The sequence below is a fragment of the Nocardia donostiensis genome (genome assembly GCF_002081715.1).
GTDB lineage: Bacteria > Actinomycetota > Actinomycetes > Mycobacteriales > Mycobacteriaceae > Nocardia > Nocardia donostiensis.
Window position 1 is genome coordinate 21,272 of record NZ_MUKP01000048.1, and the last position, 14,924, is coordinate 36,195.

At 66.6% G+C, this 14,924-nt stretch carries 11 protein-coding genes, 1 tRNA gene, 1 other RNA gene and 1 pseudogene; 8 read left to right on the top strand and 6 right to left on the bottom strand.

Annotated elements, in window-relative coordinates; translation table 11 throughout:
- Window positions 1-65 precede the first annotated feature (65 nt).
- Both B0T44_RS22615 and B0T44_RS22620 read left to right on the top strand, forming a co-directional pair.
- Complete coding sequence (locus B0T44_RS22615) at window positions 66-2,351, top strand: MMPL family transporter (protein WP_077118818.1); 2,286 nt, start codon at window positions 66-68, stop codon at window positions 2,349-2,351.
- Window positions 2,348-3,046: a TetR/AcrR family transcriptional regulator gene (locus B0T44_RS22620; RefSeq protein ID WP_077118821.1), complete on the top strand. Its 699-nt coding sequence runs from the start codon at window positions 2,348-2,350 to the stop codon at window positions 3,044-3,046. The genes B0T44_RS22615 and B0T44_RS22620 overlap by 4 nt, the downstream gene beginning before the upstream one ends.
- A 16-nt stretch (window positions 3,047-3,062) precedes the next feature.
- Here B0T44_RS22620 and B0T44_RS22625 read toward each other — a convergent pair whose 3' ends face one another.
- A complete protein-coding gene (locus B0T44_RS22625) occupies window positions 3,063-4,172 on the bottom strand; it encodes a neutral zinc metallopeptidase (RefSeq protein WP_245839364.1) in 1,110 nt (369 codons plus the stop codon).
- A gap of 77 nt (window positions 4,173-4,249) precedes the next feature.
- Between B0T44_RS22625 and B0T44_RS22630 the strand changes: the two genes are divergently transcribed.
- Window positions 4,250-5,872 carry a DUF2207 family protein gene (locus B0T44_RS22630; protein ID WP_077118827.1) on the top strand — a complete coding sequence of 541 codons (1,623 nt, stop codon included), beginning with the start codon at window positions 4,250-4,252 and terminating at the stop codon, window positions 5,870-5,872.
- A 55-nt stretch (window positions 5,873-5,927) separates the two neighbouring features.
- On the opposite strand, the gene B0T44_RS22635 is transcribed toward B0T44_RS22630, so the two are convergent.
- Both B0T44_RS22635 and B0T44_RS22640 read right to left on the bottom strand, forming a co-directional pair.
- A complete protein-coding gene (locus B0T44_RS22635; RefSeq protein ID WP_077118829.1) occupies window positions 5,928-7,205 on the bottom strand; it encodes an ROK family transcriptional regulator in 1,278 nt (425 codons plus the stop codon).
- A gap of 281 nt (window positions 7,206-7,486) precedes the next feature.
- Window positions 7,487-8,056 carry an HhH-GPD-type base excision DNA repair protein gene (locus B0T44_RS22640; RefSeq protein ID WP_077118831.1) on the bottom strand — a complete coding sequence of 190 codons (570 nt, stop codon included), beginning with the start codon at window positions 8,054-8,056 and terminating at the stop codon, window positions 7,487-7,489.
- 225 nt (window positions 8,057-8,281) lie between these two features.
- Here B0T44_RS22640 and B0T44_RS22645 point away from each other — a divergent pair, with 225 nt between their 5' ends.
- Window positions 8,282-9,088 carry a methyltransferase domain-containing protein gene (locus B0T44_RS22645; RefSeq protein ID WP_077118833.1) on the top strand — a complete coding sequence of 269 codons (807 nt, stop codon included), beginning with the start codon at window positions 8,282-8,284 and terminating at the stop codon, window positions 9,086-9,088.
- A 102-nt stretch (window positions 9,089-9,190) separates the two neighbouring features.
- Here B0T44_RS22645 and B0T44_RS22650 read toward each other — a convergent pair whose 3' ends face one another.
- Both B0T44_RS22650 and ffs read right to left on the bottom strand, forming a co-directional pair.
- Entirely contained in the window at window positions 9,191-10,486 is a 1,296-nt protein-coding gene (locus tag B0T44_RS22650; RefSeq protein ID WP_077118835.1) for an aspartate aminotransferase type Ic, read from the bottom strand.
- Window positions 10,487-10,592: 106 nt separating this feature from the next.
- Window positions 10,593-10,687: signal recognition particle sRNA small type (gene ffs, locus B0T44_RS22655), an RNA gene on the bottom strand.
- Window positions 10,688-10,808: 121 nt separating this feature from the next.
- Between ffs and B0T44_RS22660 the strand changes: the two genes are divergently transcribed.
- The 3 genes from B0T44_RS22660 to B0T44_RS22670 all read left to right on the top strand — a co-directional run bounded on the left by B0T44_RS22660 (window position 10,809) and on the right by B0T44_RS22670 (window position 12,811).
- Window positions 10,809-11,777: a hypothetical protein gene (locus tag B0T44_RS22660; protein WP_077118837.1), complete on the top strand. Its 969-nt coding sequence runs from the start codon at window positions 10,809-10,811 to the stop codon at window positions 11,775-11,777.
- 88 nt (window positions 11,778-11,865) lie between these two features.
- Window positions 11,866-11,953, top strand: a tRNA-Ser gene (locus tag B0T44_RS22665).
- A 189-nt stretch (window positions 11,954-12,142) separates the two neighbouring features.
- Complete coding sequence (locus B0T44_RS22670; protein ID WP_077118839.1) at window positions 12,143-12,811, top strand: hypothetical protein; 669 nt, start codon at window positions 12,143-12,145, stop codon at window positions 12,809-12,811.
- Between the two features lie 181 nt (window positions 12,812-12,992).
- Here B0T44_RS22670 and B0T44_RS22675 read toward each other — a convergent pair whose 3' ends face one another.
- Window positions 12,993-14,558 (bottom strand): WS/DGAT domain-containing protein, encoded by a 1,566-nt coding sequence (locus B0T44_RS22675; protein WP_077118841.1) that lies wholly within the window; start codon window positions 14,556-14,558, stop codon window positions 12,993-12,995.
- A 177-nt stretch (window positions 14,559-14,735) separates the two neighbouring features.
- On the opposite strand from B0T44_RS22675, the pseudogene B0T44_RS22680 reads away from it, so the two are divergent.
- Window positions 14,736-14,924: pseudogene (locus B0T44_RS22680) on the top strand (cytochrome bc1 complex cytochrome b subunit); the annotation flags it as partial.

The window sequence follows — 14,924 nt, forward strand, 5'->3', positions numbered from 1 at the left end:
CTCTCCTCTCCCCTCTGGGTTAACGGCGTTACGCTAACGACCGTAACTTATAGAGGGGCTTGTCGATGCTGATCCGAATCGCACAGCTGTCCACCCGCTTTCCGCGCACCATCCTGGCCGCGGCGTTCGCCCTAGCCCTCGTGTGCGGTGTTGTCGGCGCCACCGCGGCGGCACATTTGAAATCCGGCGGATTCGTCGCAGAGGAAGCCGAATCCTCGCAGGTCAGCCGCCTGCTTGCGGAGAACTTCGACGGCGCCGAACCCAACTACGTGCTGCTGGTCACCGCCGAAAACGGGGTGGACAGCCCCGGCGCCCGGGCGCGCGGGCAAAAAATCGTCGACACGTTACAAGCCCGTGACGACACCGTCGGCATCAAGTCCTACTGGACGTCGCCGCCGCAGGTAGCGGCAACGCTGCGCAGCACCGACGGCAGGCACGCGATGATCATGGTCTACCTGACCGGCGGCGAGGACCGGGCGCAGCAGGTCGCCGGCGAGCTCACCGAGCAGCTGACCGGCGAACACGACGGTGTCACCGTGCGCCAGGGCGGTCTCGCAGCCTCCTATCACGACGTCAACGAGCAGATCACCCACGACCTGGCACTGGCCGAAGCGGTCGCGCTCCCACTGACGCTGATCGTGCTGGTGCTGGTGTTCGGCAGTCTGATTGCCGCCTCGCTGCCGCTGATAGTCGGACTGTTCGCGATCGTGGCAACGCTGGCGATCCTGCGGGTGTTCACCCTGTTCACCGATGTGTCGATCTACGCGATGAACCTGACCACCGCGATGGGTCTGGCGCTGGCGATCGACTACAGCCTGTTCATCGTCAGCCGGTACCGCGAGGAACTGGCCAACGGACTGGACCCGGTCGCCGCCACCATCCGATCGGTGCAGACCGCGGGCCGCACGGTGCTGTACTCCGCGCTGACGGTCGCCCTGTCGCTGTCGGCGCTGGCGGTATTCAACCTGTATTTCCTGAGGTCGTTCGCCTACGCCGGGGTCGCGGTGGTGATCGGCGCTGCGGCTGCGGCGATCGTGCTCCTGCCTGCCGCGCTGGTACTGCTCGGGCATCGGGTCAACGCACTCGACCTGCGGGCACCCATTCGCAAACTGTTCGGCAAGGAGCCTGCGCCAACCGGGCCGATGATCCCGGAACAAACCCTGTGGTATCGGACCATCAAACAGGTGATGCGCTACGCGGTGCCGGTCGCTGTCGTCATCATCGCGCTGCTGCTCGCCCTCGGCTCACCGTTCCTCCGGGTCGAATTCGGCTACCCCGACGATCGGGTGATGCCCGATAGCGCCAACAGCCGCCAGGTCGGCGATATCCTGCGCGCCGAATTCCCGCAGGCCAACGGGGCGGGGACGACGATCGTGCTGGACGACTTCCACAACCAGCAGGCCATCGGCGACTATGCGGCGCGGTTGTCCGAGGTCGACGGTGTGCCTGCGGTGCTGTCGAGCGCGGGTGTCTACGTATCCGGTAACCGGTTGGCACCAACGCCGCTCGTTATGTCCAACGACACCGGCGCCTACCTGACCGTCGCCAGCACGGTGGACCCGTTCTCGCCGGCCGGTCTCGATCAGCTGCAGCAACTGCGTGATGTGCCCGCGCCGGGGCAGGCCCTGTTCGGCGGGGCGGCTGCGATCAACGCCGATTCGCTCGAATCGCTCGGCGCACGGCTGCCGCTGGCCGGGCTGCTCATCGTGCTGGCCACCTTCGTGGTGCTGTTCCTGTTCACCGGGAGTATCGCGCTGCCGATCAAGGCGTTGGTGCTCAACACCCTGTCGCTGACCGCGGCATTCGGCGCGATGGTATGGATCTTCCAGGAGGGGCATTTCGCGGACCTGATCGGCTTCACACCCGTCGGCTACCTCGTGCCGACCATGCCGATCCTGATGTTCTGTGTGGCCTTCGGGTTGTCCATGGACTATGAGGTGTTCCTGCTCTCGCGTATCCGGGAGGAATGGTTGCGTCGTCGGGCCGGTCGCACCGGTGCAGAAGCCGAACAGGCCCGTACAGCTCGCGTCGACAACACCGAAGCCGTCGCCATCGGGGTCGCCAGAACCGGGCGCATCTTCACCGCCGCCGCGGTGCTGATGGCTATCGTGATCGGTGCAATGACCACATCGAAAATTTCGTTCATCCAGCTCATGGGCCTCGGCCTGACCTTGACCGTGCTGGCCGATGCGACGATCATCCGCGCGTTGCTCGCACCCGCGTTGATGCGGCTGCTCGGTCCGTGGAACTGGTGGGCGCCGAAACCGCTCGCCCGCCTGCACGCCAAGATCGAACTGCGGGAGTCCGACGAACCAGCGCCGCGAGCGGGTGAATTCGCGGGACGTCGATGAGCAGTTCCCCACGACCACGCTCACCCCGCGGTTCCGGTGCCCGGCTCCGCAACGAGATACTCGCTGCCGCCGCGGAACTGCTGACCAGAACCGGTAACGCCGACGCGGTCTCCATCCGCGCCGTCGGCAAGCTGGTCGGGGTGAGCGCCCCCTCGATCTACCGGCATTTCGCCGATAAAGACGAACTGATCGATGCGGTGGTCGCCCAGGTCTTCGCCGACCTCGACTCCGCGATGCGCGCCGCCATCGATCCGGCCGACCCGCCGACGATCCGGATGCGTGATCTCGGCCTGGCCTATATCCGGTTCGCGCTGGACCACCCCGAGCAGTACCGGCTGGCCACCGCGCCGACGCAGACCGAAGGAGAAGTCGACCTGGTCCTCACCAGCGGCGCGTTCCAACTGTTCGCGGGCACCGTGCAGGAGGCAATGGCGGCGGGCCTGATCGATCCCGGCGACCCGACCCCCATCGTGCTCGATCTGTGGGCGGCCGCGCACGGTATCGCCTCACTGCTGCTGGCCAAACCCTTTGTGCCCTGGGGTGACCCGATGACTGCCGCGGCGCGCGTCCTCGACGCCGCCTGCGCCGGACATGTGGTCACCGAACTGATCGGACCGGATGCGGGCCCGGACGAGATCAGCACGTGGCTGATCGAGCTACGCGCACAGAAACGCGGGGAAACCCGCGCCCGCTGAACCGGTTTCCGCCCGGTCAGCTCACCTGCTCATCCGGAGCGATGAAGGTGTTGCACTGCACGGCCTGGTTGTGCTCGACCCCGATACCGAACCAGCGGCCGCCGTTTTCGGGCGTGCCGTGGTCGCGCATATCCCCGCGCTGGTCCCCACGATTGTCGGCGTCCTGGCGGGCCACACTCATCTGCGTGGAGGTGAGCGAGCCGCCCTGCGACGAGGACGACAGATACATGCCGTCGAAACAGTTGGCCTGCAATTCGACCCGGCGCGAAAGTTCCAAACCGCGAGTGCTGCGCGGACCGACGTCGACACGTTCGCTGTTGGCCTTACGCAGGATTCCGGACATGTTCTGGATGTGGTGGCCGTACTCATGCGCGAACACCGACAGGTACACCACCCAGTTGTCCTTGTAGAAATCGGTCTGCAACTGGCTGATCGGCATATAGATCGACCGGTTGGCCGGACAGTAGAACGCGGCGAAGTTGCTGGTCGTGCCGGTGCACGGGGTGCTGATCCCGGAGGTGGACGCCGAAACGTGCACCGTCGGCGGCGCGAACGGCAGTCCGGCGCGTTCCAGCACCGGCTGCCACGCGGCCTCCAGACACTGCTCGGCGCTGTCGAAGAACCTGCGCGCGGTGTCCACATCGGTGCCCCACGGCGCGTAATCGCAAGTGGCGGGCAGCAGAGTGGCATCGGGGTCGGTGAGCAGAGGGTTGTCTACGGTGGCAGCGGGACCGGTGTTGTCGGTGCTGTAGGTATGGCCGGGCTGCGGGCCACTGATCAGGGTTCCGTCAGCGATCGCGCCGCGCACCAGCCCACCGACCGCGATCATGACGACCACGACGATCGACACCAGCACCGACGTCGAACCGCCGGAGCGGCGCGGCGGTGCCTGCCTGCGACCGTAGGGAACAGGTGGCGGCATCGGCGGCGGGACGGCCGGGCGATAACCGGGCACCGGGCCTGGCCGCGGATATCCCGGCGGCGGACCGTAGGGCGGGCGGGCGCCGTACACGGGTGGCGGCGGATAACCACCTCGGGGACGCCCCGCCGGACCGTAGGGCGGCCCCGGTGGAACCGCAGGCCCGCCAGGCGCATTCGGACCGTATCCGTACGGTGGTCGTGTCACTCCCCCGTACCCCCTATGTCCTCTAGATCACCAACAGCCGCTGACGCAGAATAGCAAGCTGTTTAAAGTAACGAGCCATGCTCACATTTCGGGGGGGCGCCGTGCGCGCGCTGCTACTCGCGATCGTCGGCCTGATCGCGGTGACCATCCACGCGGCCGCACCGGTAGCCCACGCACAACCTGCGCCCGACGGCGTCACCATCACCGCCGATCTGAAACTGAACCGCGAGGGTGTGCTCGAGGTCGACCAGAAGGTGACGGTGCCGCCGGACGGCAGTTTCCAGATGTCGCTGCCGCTGCGGGTCAGGGTGGGCGAGAACGCCGAACGCCGTTTCGAGGTCACCGATATCGAGGCAGGCGGCGCAGGCACCGCGACGGTCGCCAACGACCTGTTCACCATCGAAGCCGGACCAGGGGAATCGACGTTCCGCTATTCGGTGCAGCACACCGTCAGCGAGGCGCAGGGCAGCCAGGTGTTCCGCTGGATGGGGGTGCTGGGCGCCGATATCGCGGCTGTTGACGTCAGCCTGATCAGCCCCAGTTTCGAAATGGGCATCGTGGAGTGCACGCTCGGCGCGCCGGGTAAGAACCGGCCGTGCGCGAACGTGCAGATCGAGCCGGATGGTGTGCTCTACCTGGAACAGACCGATCTGAGCAAAGGCGAAGCGATCGATCTGACCCTGCAGATTCCACCGGGGACGGTGCCCGCGAACGCCGATATCAGCGAGCCCGGCAGTTCCGCGTTCGCGATCACAACGCCTGTGCTGGTGGCATTCGGAGTGCTGCTCGCAGCACTGGCCGCGCTGGCCGCCTATGTGCTGTGGGCGCGACGCCAGCAGGCCGACAATCCCGCCGACAGCATCGACCCGCTGGTGCATACCGACGGCAGGACGCAGTTCGCCTCTCCCGATGGTCTGCTGCCCGGCGAGGCAGGCGTGCTGCTGGACGAGCACGCCGACCCCACCGATATCGCCGCAACCGTGGTCGATCTGGCGGTGCGCCGCTATCTGTGGATCGCCCCGATCGGCGATGCGGATTGGCGTATCACCCGGGTGAACGCACCCGACGGCCAGCTGCGTGACTACGAAAAAGCCGTCTACGCGGCACTGCTGCCCGCAGGCACCGATGCGATCACCCTCAGCGAGCTGCGCGGCTCGGGCCGGGTGCCAGCAGCCGGACTGCGTGACGCCCTGCTCGCCGATACCGTGCGGCGGGGTGCTTTCCAGGATTCGGTGCGCCGGAACCTGCCCGTCTGGCTGGGTGCCGGACTGCTGGTCGTCGGCGTCGCCGCGACGGTGTGGCTGGCGATGGCCTCCGGGCATGCGCTGGTCGGTGTCGCGATCGCTCTCGCCGGGGCCGCGTCGCTGGCGCTGCCGCGGTTCCTCCCGGTCCGCACTGCGCAAGGCCGGGTGCTGACCGGTCAGGTGCGTGCGCTACAGCGCGGGATGGAAGAGGTGCGCCGCGACCGGATATCGCCCGCCGACCAGGAACTGGTGTTTTCCCGGGCACTGCCTTACACGGTGATCTGGGGCAGGGCCGACAACTGGATCCGCACCTTCCGTGATCTGGACCCGAGCGCCGACGAACAACCGGGCCTGTACTGGTTCGGCGGCTTCGACAAAGACCGCAACCTGCACCGTTTCGCCGCCCATTTCCCGTACTTCATCACCGCGGTCGAGTCCCTGTTCCCAGCGGGATGATCCGGCGAAGCCCCGCCAGGTCGAAGGTGGGGCGTGGATATACGATCCGGCCCGATCAGGCATTGACGCGCCGGATCGAGGCGAGCGGATCGGCATAGATCGCACTCAGCGAGGTGACCACGGCGGCGAATTCCTGCACCTTGGACGCGAAACCAGAGACCCGGATATCGTTGGGCGGCAAAACGGTGGCCTGCTTGAACGCCTTCGCGAGATGGGCGAGTCCCGGCCGGTAAGCAGTGAACGCCTGACCACCGAGAACCACCCGGTCGGGGTTGAGCATATCCCGCACCAACGCAACCGTCTGCCCGAGCGTGGTGGCCCGTTCGGCCAGCAGTTCCCGCGCCGGTTCGGAACCGGCCACGGCTGCCCGGTACACATCGGCGATGGTCGAGCCCGCGCTGCCGTGGTACGCCGGAATGATGCCCCGGCCGACAGCCCTCGCATGCAGCGAGCGGTCGCTCACCGTTACTTCCAAGCAACCCCGCCGTCCGCACGGGCATTCGATACCGGAACCGGTCGGCAGGTGTGCGATGGAACCGGGGCCGTTGCTCGGCGTATGCACTCGGCCGTCCAGCGCCACCGCGATACCGGCGGTTTCCCGGACATAGAAGTACAGCGTGCTGCCATGCGGTACGGGCCCGCCCGCGTCGGGCGGTATGACGGACGACAGCAACAGTTCCGACGCGGCCATCGCCTCCACATGCGGAGCCACCGATACCGGCAGCTCCAGCACTTCGCCGAGTACCGCGCCGAGCGGAGCTTCCTGCCAGTCGAGTTTCGGGTGGTCGACCACACCGGTGCGCGGGTCGACCCGCCCGCCGATTGCGGCGCCCGCCCATAGCGGCCTACGCCGATGCCAGCGCTGCAGGAACGCGCGTGCGCTGCGCGCGATGGTGGTCACCGCCGGTTCCTGCCCGGTCTGCGGTGTGGCGATGGCCAGCCCGCCGAGGATGCGTCCGCGCAGATCCGCGGCAACGATTTTGGTGGAGGCAGCGCCGATATGGATGCCGAGGGTCAGATAGGACTCGTGATCGACCTCGAACGGCACCCGCGGCCGCCCCACCGCCCCGGAGGTGGTGAGGTCGGCGCGTTCGCGCAGCAGACCGGCAGCGAGCAGCGCGGAGACCTGGCGGTTGACGGTGGCGATGCTCGCACCCGTTGCCCGGGCAGCGTCGTCGCGGGAAACCGGCCCCGCGGTGGCGGTGCGAAACACCGCCGCGGCGGGGTTGTCGGCGATGCGCAGCTGCGGCGGAATCACGGGACGCTGCGGGCGGGCACGACCGGTCGTGGCGCGCGAAAGGGAACGTTCCAGGGTGGTGACGGGAAGAGACATATCGGCTGTTCCTTGCTGAAGTCCCGTGACGGGACATACCTAGACGTAGGACGACGAGGCAGCGAACGAGCCGGACGACCCGTTCAACCGCAGCAGCAAGGACGACACAGTTCCCGCGTGAGCGGCAGTCGCAGACCCAACGCGGCGGTCACGTACGTGACCCGCGGGGTGGTGCTGCGACTGGTAGACATAACGGATAAATTAACATCGCTTGCCTTTGCTCACCAGTTCTTCGCCGGAGACGAGCGCTGACAGCTGGAATACCCGCCCGACCTTCGGGCTCAGCTCTTCTTGGCGGCCTTCTGCTGCTTTTTGAAAGCGCGGACTTCGAGCAGGGTTTCGGCGTCGACGATATCCGCTGCCGAACGCCGGGAACCGGGCTCGGCGTACGCCCCCGCGGCCGTCTCCCAGCCCGCAGGCTGCACTCCGAGCTGTTTGCCGAGCAGCGCGAGGAAGATCCTGGCCTTCTGATCGCCGTAGCCGGGGAGGGCTTTCAAACGGCGCAGCACTTCGGCGCCATCGGGGTCGCCGCTGGTCCAGATGGCCGCGACCTCACCGTCGTAGTGTTCGATCACGAAGCGCGCCAATTCCTGAATGCGCCGCGCCATGGACCGACCGTAGCGGTGGATGGCGGGCGGGGTGGCGCACAGTTCCTCGAATTCGGCGGTGTCGGCCGCGGCGATCCGGTGGATATCCAGCCCACCCATCCGGTCGGCGATCTTCTTCGGCCCGCGGAACGCGTGCTCGAGCGGATACTGCTGGTCGAGCAGCATGCCGATCAGCAGCGCCAGTGAACTCTGCGACAGCAGTTCGTCCGCTGCCGGATCCTGCGCCAGACATAACTCGGCCATGTTGCGCTCCTCGGGGTTCCAGACGTGACCCGATCATTCCATCAGCTCACCGCTAGCGGTCCCCGAAGGCCCGGCACTGCCACCACCAGCGGGTTTGTTACCAGTGAGTAGTGACGAGTCTCACAGTCCTGACGCACATGCAGCAACGCCCCCGCGTAGGCTCGGCGCATGCCCCAAACGGCGACACCCACATCCGCAAGACCCCCGATGGATGGACACGGACCCATGGACAGTTTCGGGTTACGCCCCGACCGTTTCGACGCGGCAGGCCAGGATCAGCTGGTCGATGTGCGCGATCTGCAGGCCGCCCTGCCCGGGCTTTCCCGGCTGCGCGATTGGGCGCACGAGGCGCTCGCCCTGCGCCCCGGTGAAAGCGCCGCCGATATCGGCTCCGGCACCGGCTCAGAGGTGATCGCATTCGCCGAGACGGTCGGCCCGGCCGGAACAGCGATCGGAGTGGAGCCCGATCCGCATCTGCTGGTCGCCGCCGAGCGCAATGCCACCGCAGCGGGATCGCGAGCCAGGTTCCACTCCGGCGACGCCTACGGCGTACCCTTCGGCTCCGACACCTTCGACGCTGTGCTGTGCGAGCGCGTGTTCCAGCACCTCACCGCGCCCGCCCGCGCCGCGAACGAGATCGCACGGGTGCTGCGCCCCGGCGGGCGTGCTGTGGTGGTTGACCCCGATTGGGGTACCGCGATCGTGCACCCGGGCGATCGCCGGGTGGTGCGCGAGGTCATCGACACCTTCGTCTCCGCGACCACGAACCCGTTCTCCGGCCGTCGGCTGCCCGGGTTGCTGACCAGGGCGGGGCTGGTGGTCGACGATATCGGCTCGCATGCACTCGTCCAGGAGCGCTCGGTCGGCGCGGGCGCGCTGGTCAGTCGGATTTCCGCGATGGCAGTGGCGCGCAGGGTGATCACTCCCGAGCAGCGCGACCAGCTGTTGCACGATTTGGCCGCAGGCGCCACCAGTGGCGATATCCACCTATCGGTGACCATGTTCGCGGTGCTGGCGCACAAACCCGCCTGACCAGTGCTGTACCGCAGGAACCCGGCGCCCGCCCATCGGCCGGTGCGCCGGGTTCTCACGACCACCGGGTCGCGAGCGGTATCCGTCTCGTGTCCTGCCTGTTCAGCCCTGCTTGTGCAGCAACTTCTCGGTGGCGGCCAGCAGCACACAGGTGGCGAGCCCGTCCATTGCCTTCTCCAGCTCGTTCAGCGCCGGGAAGCTGGGGGCGATACGAATATTCTTGTCCTCCGGATCTTTCCGGTACGGGAACGCGGAACCGGCCGCGGTCAGCGCGATCCCGGCCTCCTTGGCCAGTTCGATCACCCTGGTGGCGGTACCCTCCAGCACATCGAGGCTGATGAAATAGCCGCCCTTGGGCTCGGTCCAAGACGCGACTTTGGAGGCACCGAGACGTTCCTCCAGGATTTTCAACACCAGCGCGAACTTCGGTTCGAGGATCGCGCGGTGCTTCTGCATATGCGCCCGGACCCCGGCGGCGTCGGTGAAGAAACGCAGGTGCCGCAACTGGTTGATCTTGTCCGGGCCGATGCTCTTCTTCGCCGCGTGGCTCAGATACCAGTCGAGGTTGGCGGTAGAGGCGCCGAAGAAACTCACGCCCGCGCCCGCGAAAGTGATCTTCGAAGTCGAGGCGAAAACCAAGGGGCGGTCGGGGTTACCGGCCGATGCGGCCATACCGAGCACATCCAGCACGGGGGCGGCGGTATCGGTCAGCGGGTGTACCGCGTAGGCGTTGTCCCAGAACAGGCGGAAGTCGGGGGCCGCTGCGGGCATCGAAACAAGTTCCCGCACCACGTCTTCGGAGAACACCACGCCGGTCGGATTGGAGTAGTTCGGCACCGCCCACAGACCCTTGATCTGCGGGTCGTCGGCCAGTAGCTCGGCGATCATCCGGGTGTCGGGGCCATCGTGATGCATGGGGATCGGGATCATCTCGAAACCCAGCGCTTCGGTGATCGCGAAATGCCGGTCGTAGCCGGGGCTCGGGCACAGGAACTTCACCGTCGGCTCGTCCGCCCAGCGGCGCGTGGAACCCACCGTGCCATACAGCGTGGCGAAGCTGATGATGTCGTGCATCAGCTCGAGGCTCGCGTTGTTGCCCGCGATCAGGTTCGCCACCGGGATACCGAGCAGCTCCCCGAAGATGGCGCGCAGCTCGGGCAGGCCGTGCAGGCCGCCGTAGTTACGGCAGTCGGTGCCGTTGCCGTCGCGGAAATCGCCGTGGCCGGGCAGCGCGAGCAGGGCCGACGACAGATCGAGCTGTTCCGGTGCAGGCTTACCCCTGGTCAAGTCCAGGGTGAGCTTCTCGGCTTGGAGCTTCCCGTAGTTCGCGGTCTGGCGCTCGTGCTCGGACACGAGTTCCTCGGGGCTCATCAAACCGATCTGCGTTTGCCGGGGCATCCTGAACAGCCTTTCCAAGCAGCTTGGGGAAATGGTCGAGACGGAACCGAACGCGCCGGCCCCTGGTCCACGTTACCCGGCTGTTGCTGCGAATTGGAGGCGAAATAAAAGGGGACCCCGCGCACCCGGCAGAGCCCGTTGACCCTTGCTGCCTTCCGGCCCTGGGGGAGTTCACAGGATGCGCGCCGCGCGGGATCCAGTGGCCAGTGTAGCGGCTCAGCGGATGCCCCAGCGATGGGGGCCGCGCCCGCGCGTCCTGATGATTACGATCCTTGTGACATCGGAGGGGACCCCACCCTCACCACACGAGGGGAACATCTTCATGACGAACGCGAATCCGCCGGACAAAGACAACCCTGGCGCCCAGTGGTGGGAAACGCCGTCGGCGGGCTCGGGCCCAAGCCCGGCGAACGCAGACCAGACGCTGCTCAATCAGAACTCCGCACCCCAGTTCAGTGGCGATCCGACGCTGCTGCGGTCCGATATCGGCCAGCAGGGCGCGGCCCCGCAGTACCCGAGCACGCCGAGCACGCCGCAGTACCCGAGTCAGCCCCAGCAGCCACAGCAATGGCAGGCGAGCCAACCACCGCAGCAGAATTTCCCGCCCCCGCAACACCCACAGCCCGCCTACGGTCAGCAGTTCCCGCCCGGCGGGCCGCAGCGAGGCAGTAGCACACCGCTGCTCATCGGCGGTGCCGCCCTGCTCATCGTGGTACTGGCGGTCGGCATCGGAATCTTCGCAATCACCCGCACCGCGGACAGCGCAGGCGCCGAAGAGAAGAGCTGGGAAGGCAACTACACCATGGACGGGGTCGACAACGCCTGCGATCTCGTCGACCCGACTGTCATCAGACAATGGGCCGCGGTGCACAAGGAGACCACACACACCGAGAACACACCGACCGGCGACTGGGGCGGCGGATCGCTGCGCTGCCGGGTGAGCAACGAGGGAAGCGACAGCGACGACGCCGACCTGAACATGGACGCCGATTTCGACAGCAAATACGGCACCCCCATGTACGAAACCTGGAAGAAATCCGATACCAGCACCACCGGCACCGGCTACTCCTCCGGCCCGGTGAGCGGTATCGGTGAGGAGGCGTACTACGCCGCGCAGGAGCGCCCGTACTCGTCGTTCACCAGCTTCGACTACACGATCGGTGTCCGCGACAGCAATGTCTCTGTGAAGGTGGAAATCAATATCACCGCATCCAAGCGGATCGATAAGCAAACCGTCGACCAGGTCGCCATGCAGCAGGTCCGCAAGGTTCTGTCCGGCCTGCGCAAATAACCCCGTCGGCACCTCTGAACGGCCCGTTCGATCGCCTCCGACCGGGCCGTTTGGCGCCAGCCGGGGCTCAACCGGTATGCTGCACCACGGAGGATTCGCCTAGTGGCCTATGGCGCTCGCCTGGAACGCGGGTTGGGTTAACGCCCTCAGGGGTTCAAATCCCCTATCCTCCGCCACCGAGCCCCTCGGCCGATTACCGGTCGAGGGGCTCGTCGCTTATCGATACCGTGCTGGTGCAGGCCTGGCCGAGTGTCCGTACATAGCACGAATCGCCTTCTACTGCATGGCTTTCACGCAGATTCTCGCGCACCACGGCAAACGTAGCCGCGGTCGAACCGTTCGGTCGGCGATGCCATGATTTGTGGGTGGAACCACAGGTCATCGAGATCGTTCAGAGTTCACCTGCATGGTGGCAGGTGTGGCTCCCGCTCCTCGGCTCGCTGCTCGTCGCCGGTGCGGCCGTGGTCGCCGTGCTGGTCAACAATCGGACCAACCGGCAGGCGATATCGGCAGCGGATGCGCGGAGTCAGCAGGCGTTGGAGGCGGCGCAGCAGCAGACCGCCGACACCGCGCGACGCCAGATCGACGTAGCGCAGCGGCAGGTGGAATCGGTGCACGCCGCGGGGGAAGGTCGCGCGCATGAGCAGTGGCGTCAGGACAAGGTGGCTGCTGTGGTGGCCGATTCGCTGGTGATGTCGGGCCGGATCTATCAAGCGCTGCGGCGGGACACCGAATGGACCGATGAACTCATCGGCGATCTGATCAGGGATCTGGAGGACGGATCGGAGCGGGCCAATGTGCTGCGTATCGTTTCCTCCGATATCCACTACAAACAGTGGCGCAGGCTCGCCGACAGCCTTTCCGACGCGCTCCTGTCTGCGGTCGCACTGCAACGCAAGAAACTGAAAGAGGACGCTCCGGAAGACGTACAGGCTGCTCGCGAACACAAAGCGGCCATGCTCACCGAGGTCAAAGCAGCCGAACGTGCGCTGATCTCTGAGACCAGGGCCGAGCTCGGAATCCTTCCGGACTAGGTCTGCGTACCTCCGCATCGCTCTGGCCATGCGCTCTTCTGCGTGCCCGCGTAGACACGGCTGCGTACGGTCTGCCTGCTACCGCCTTTGCTCCGGCCGTGCGGCCTGCACTGCGACATACGTATTAAGGCCATACCCCAGTATTCGCTCTAGGTGTGCGTGGCCGCTTTCGCAACCGCCCTTATTTTGCGGGGCCAGGCAGCGGGGTCAGGGTGGTGGCTATCTCTTGCAGGGTTGTGCGCAGTAGGTCCACGTAGGTGTCCAGGTCGGGTAATGCGGCGGGGTCGGCGTGTACCGAGACGGTGATGGTATTGCCGAGGCCGTGTACGCCGTGGGTGAGGTGCATGACCGATCCCAGGGCCGGGAAACCGCCGGTGAAGCGGACAGGGGCGTCGCCGAAGACGAGGTCGGCGGGACCGCGATCGACGCTGGATACGACCGTGTGGCCGGCGATGGAATCCGGGATCGTGTGGAGCGGGTAGCGGTCGATATCGCGGCGCAGCATGGCGGCGGGCAGCGCGGCGGTGACCGCGTCCTGTGCGGCGGCCAGCGGGTGCAGGGCGCGGGTCCGGCGGGCAGCCAGATCGGCGGCGATGGCGGCGGCGCGGCGGCGCGGGTCGGGTTCCCCCGCGCACAGGTCGACGCCGAGACTTCGGTAGTTGTTGCGGATATGGGCTGCGGCGGGCAGCGCCATGGGCACCTGCGCTCCCAGCCGGTCCACCGGTTCACCCCGCGAACTCAGATACCGCTCCAATGCGATCGACACCGCTGTCAGCGCCACCACCGACACGCTCACCCCCGGTACGCGGAACTCCTCGGCCCCGCACACGATCATCCGAACCACATGCCCGCCGACTTGTTCCGGCCCGTTCAACGGCCCCGGCGGATATCCCGTCCCCGGCGCGGGCACCTCCCCCGCCGTGGTCAATGCCGCCAGCTTTCGCTGCGCCCGAAACGCCTTCCAACCCCGCCACAGAATGCGGCACATATCGGCCGCCGCCCTGACACCTCGGCCGATCCTGCACACCCCCTCGGCGATAGGCCCCGACCTGCCGACGCGTCCCTGCTCCACCATTGCACCGTCCGCAGAATCTGCTGTCGTTCTCGCGCCGAGAGTCTTTCTCGCCGGGCCCGGCTCTTCGATAGCCGAACTCGGTTCCGCACCTGCCGAGCTGTCCACACCCATCCCCAGGTCTGACATCTCATTTATCCCCAAGTCCGGCGCCTCATTCGTTCCCAGGTCCGCCACCACCGTCGGAACGATCTGCTCTGTACCCGCGCCGGGGGCGAACAGCTGCCGGGCCAGGTCGGCCGCGTGCTTGCCGTCGGCGAGGGCATGCGATATCTGGAGCACCGCGACGGTCACCGCCGGATCAGGGGTGGGCGCATTGCGGATATTGCGGAAGACATGTAATCGCCACGGCCGCCACGCCGCGTCGACGCTGCTGTCCAGCAGGTAGCCGAGGGCATCCAGCAGGTGCGGCCAGTCGGCGTCGGGCAGCGGGTGTTCCACGAACTGATCGTCACTGAAGGCGCAGTCGGCCCAGGCCGGGTAGGCGCGGCCGGTGGGATCCGCAGTCACCCGGACCCGCAGATCGGTGATCGTCCGGCTGCGCACGGCGACGAAGGAACGTAGCTCGGTGGTGCTGCGGCGGGATTCGGCGAAGCAGTACAGCAGGAACAGGTCATTGCGGCCGCGACCGGACAGCCAGTACATGGTCGCGTCCTGCGGGGCCAGCGAGCTCATTCGCCGACGATAGCGCTCCAGCACAGCCGATCGAATGTTCTCGCTGGTAGAGACGCTGACAGGGCGGCGACGGCGAACACGCGACAGAGCAGGCGAAACCGTCGACTCACCACCGGTCCCGGTGCTACCTTTTGTAGTAGAACCTCATCCCACTCTCTGCAACGGCGGGTGTCGGCTATGACAACTCGAGCAGGTCGCATGATCGGTGAGCAGGCGAACGCGGTGGACGATCGGTATCAGGCCGCGGCGTTCGTGAAGCGTTCGATCAACAAGGTCTTCCCGACGCATTGGTCGTTCCTACTGGGTGAGATCGCCCTGTACTGCTTCATCATCTTGTTGCTGTCGGGTGTGTATCTGACCCTGTTC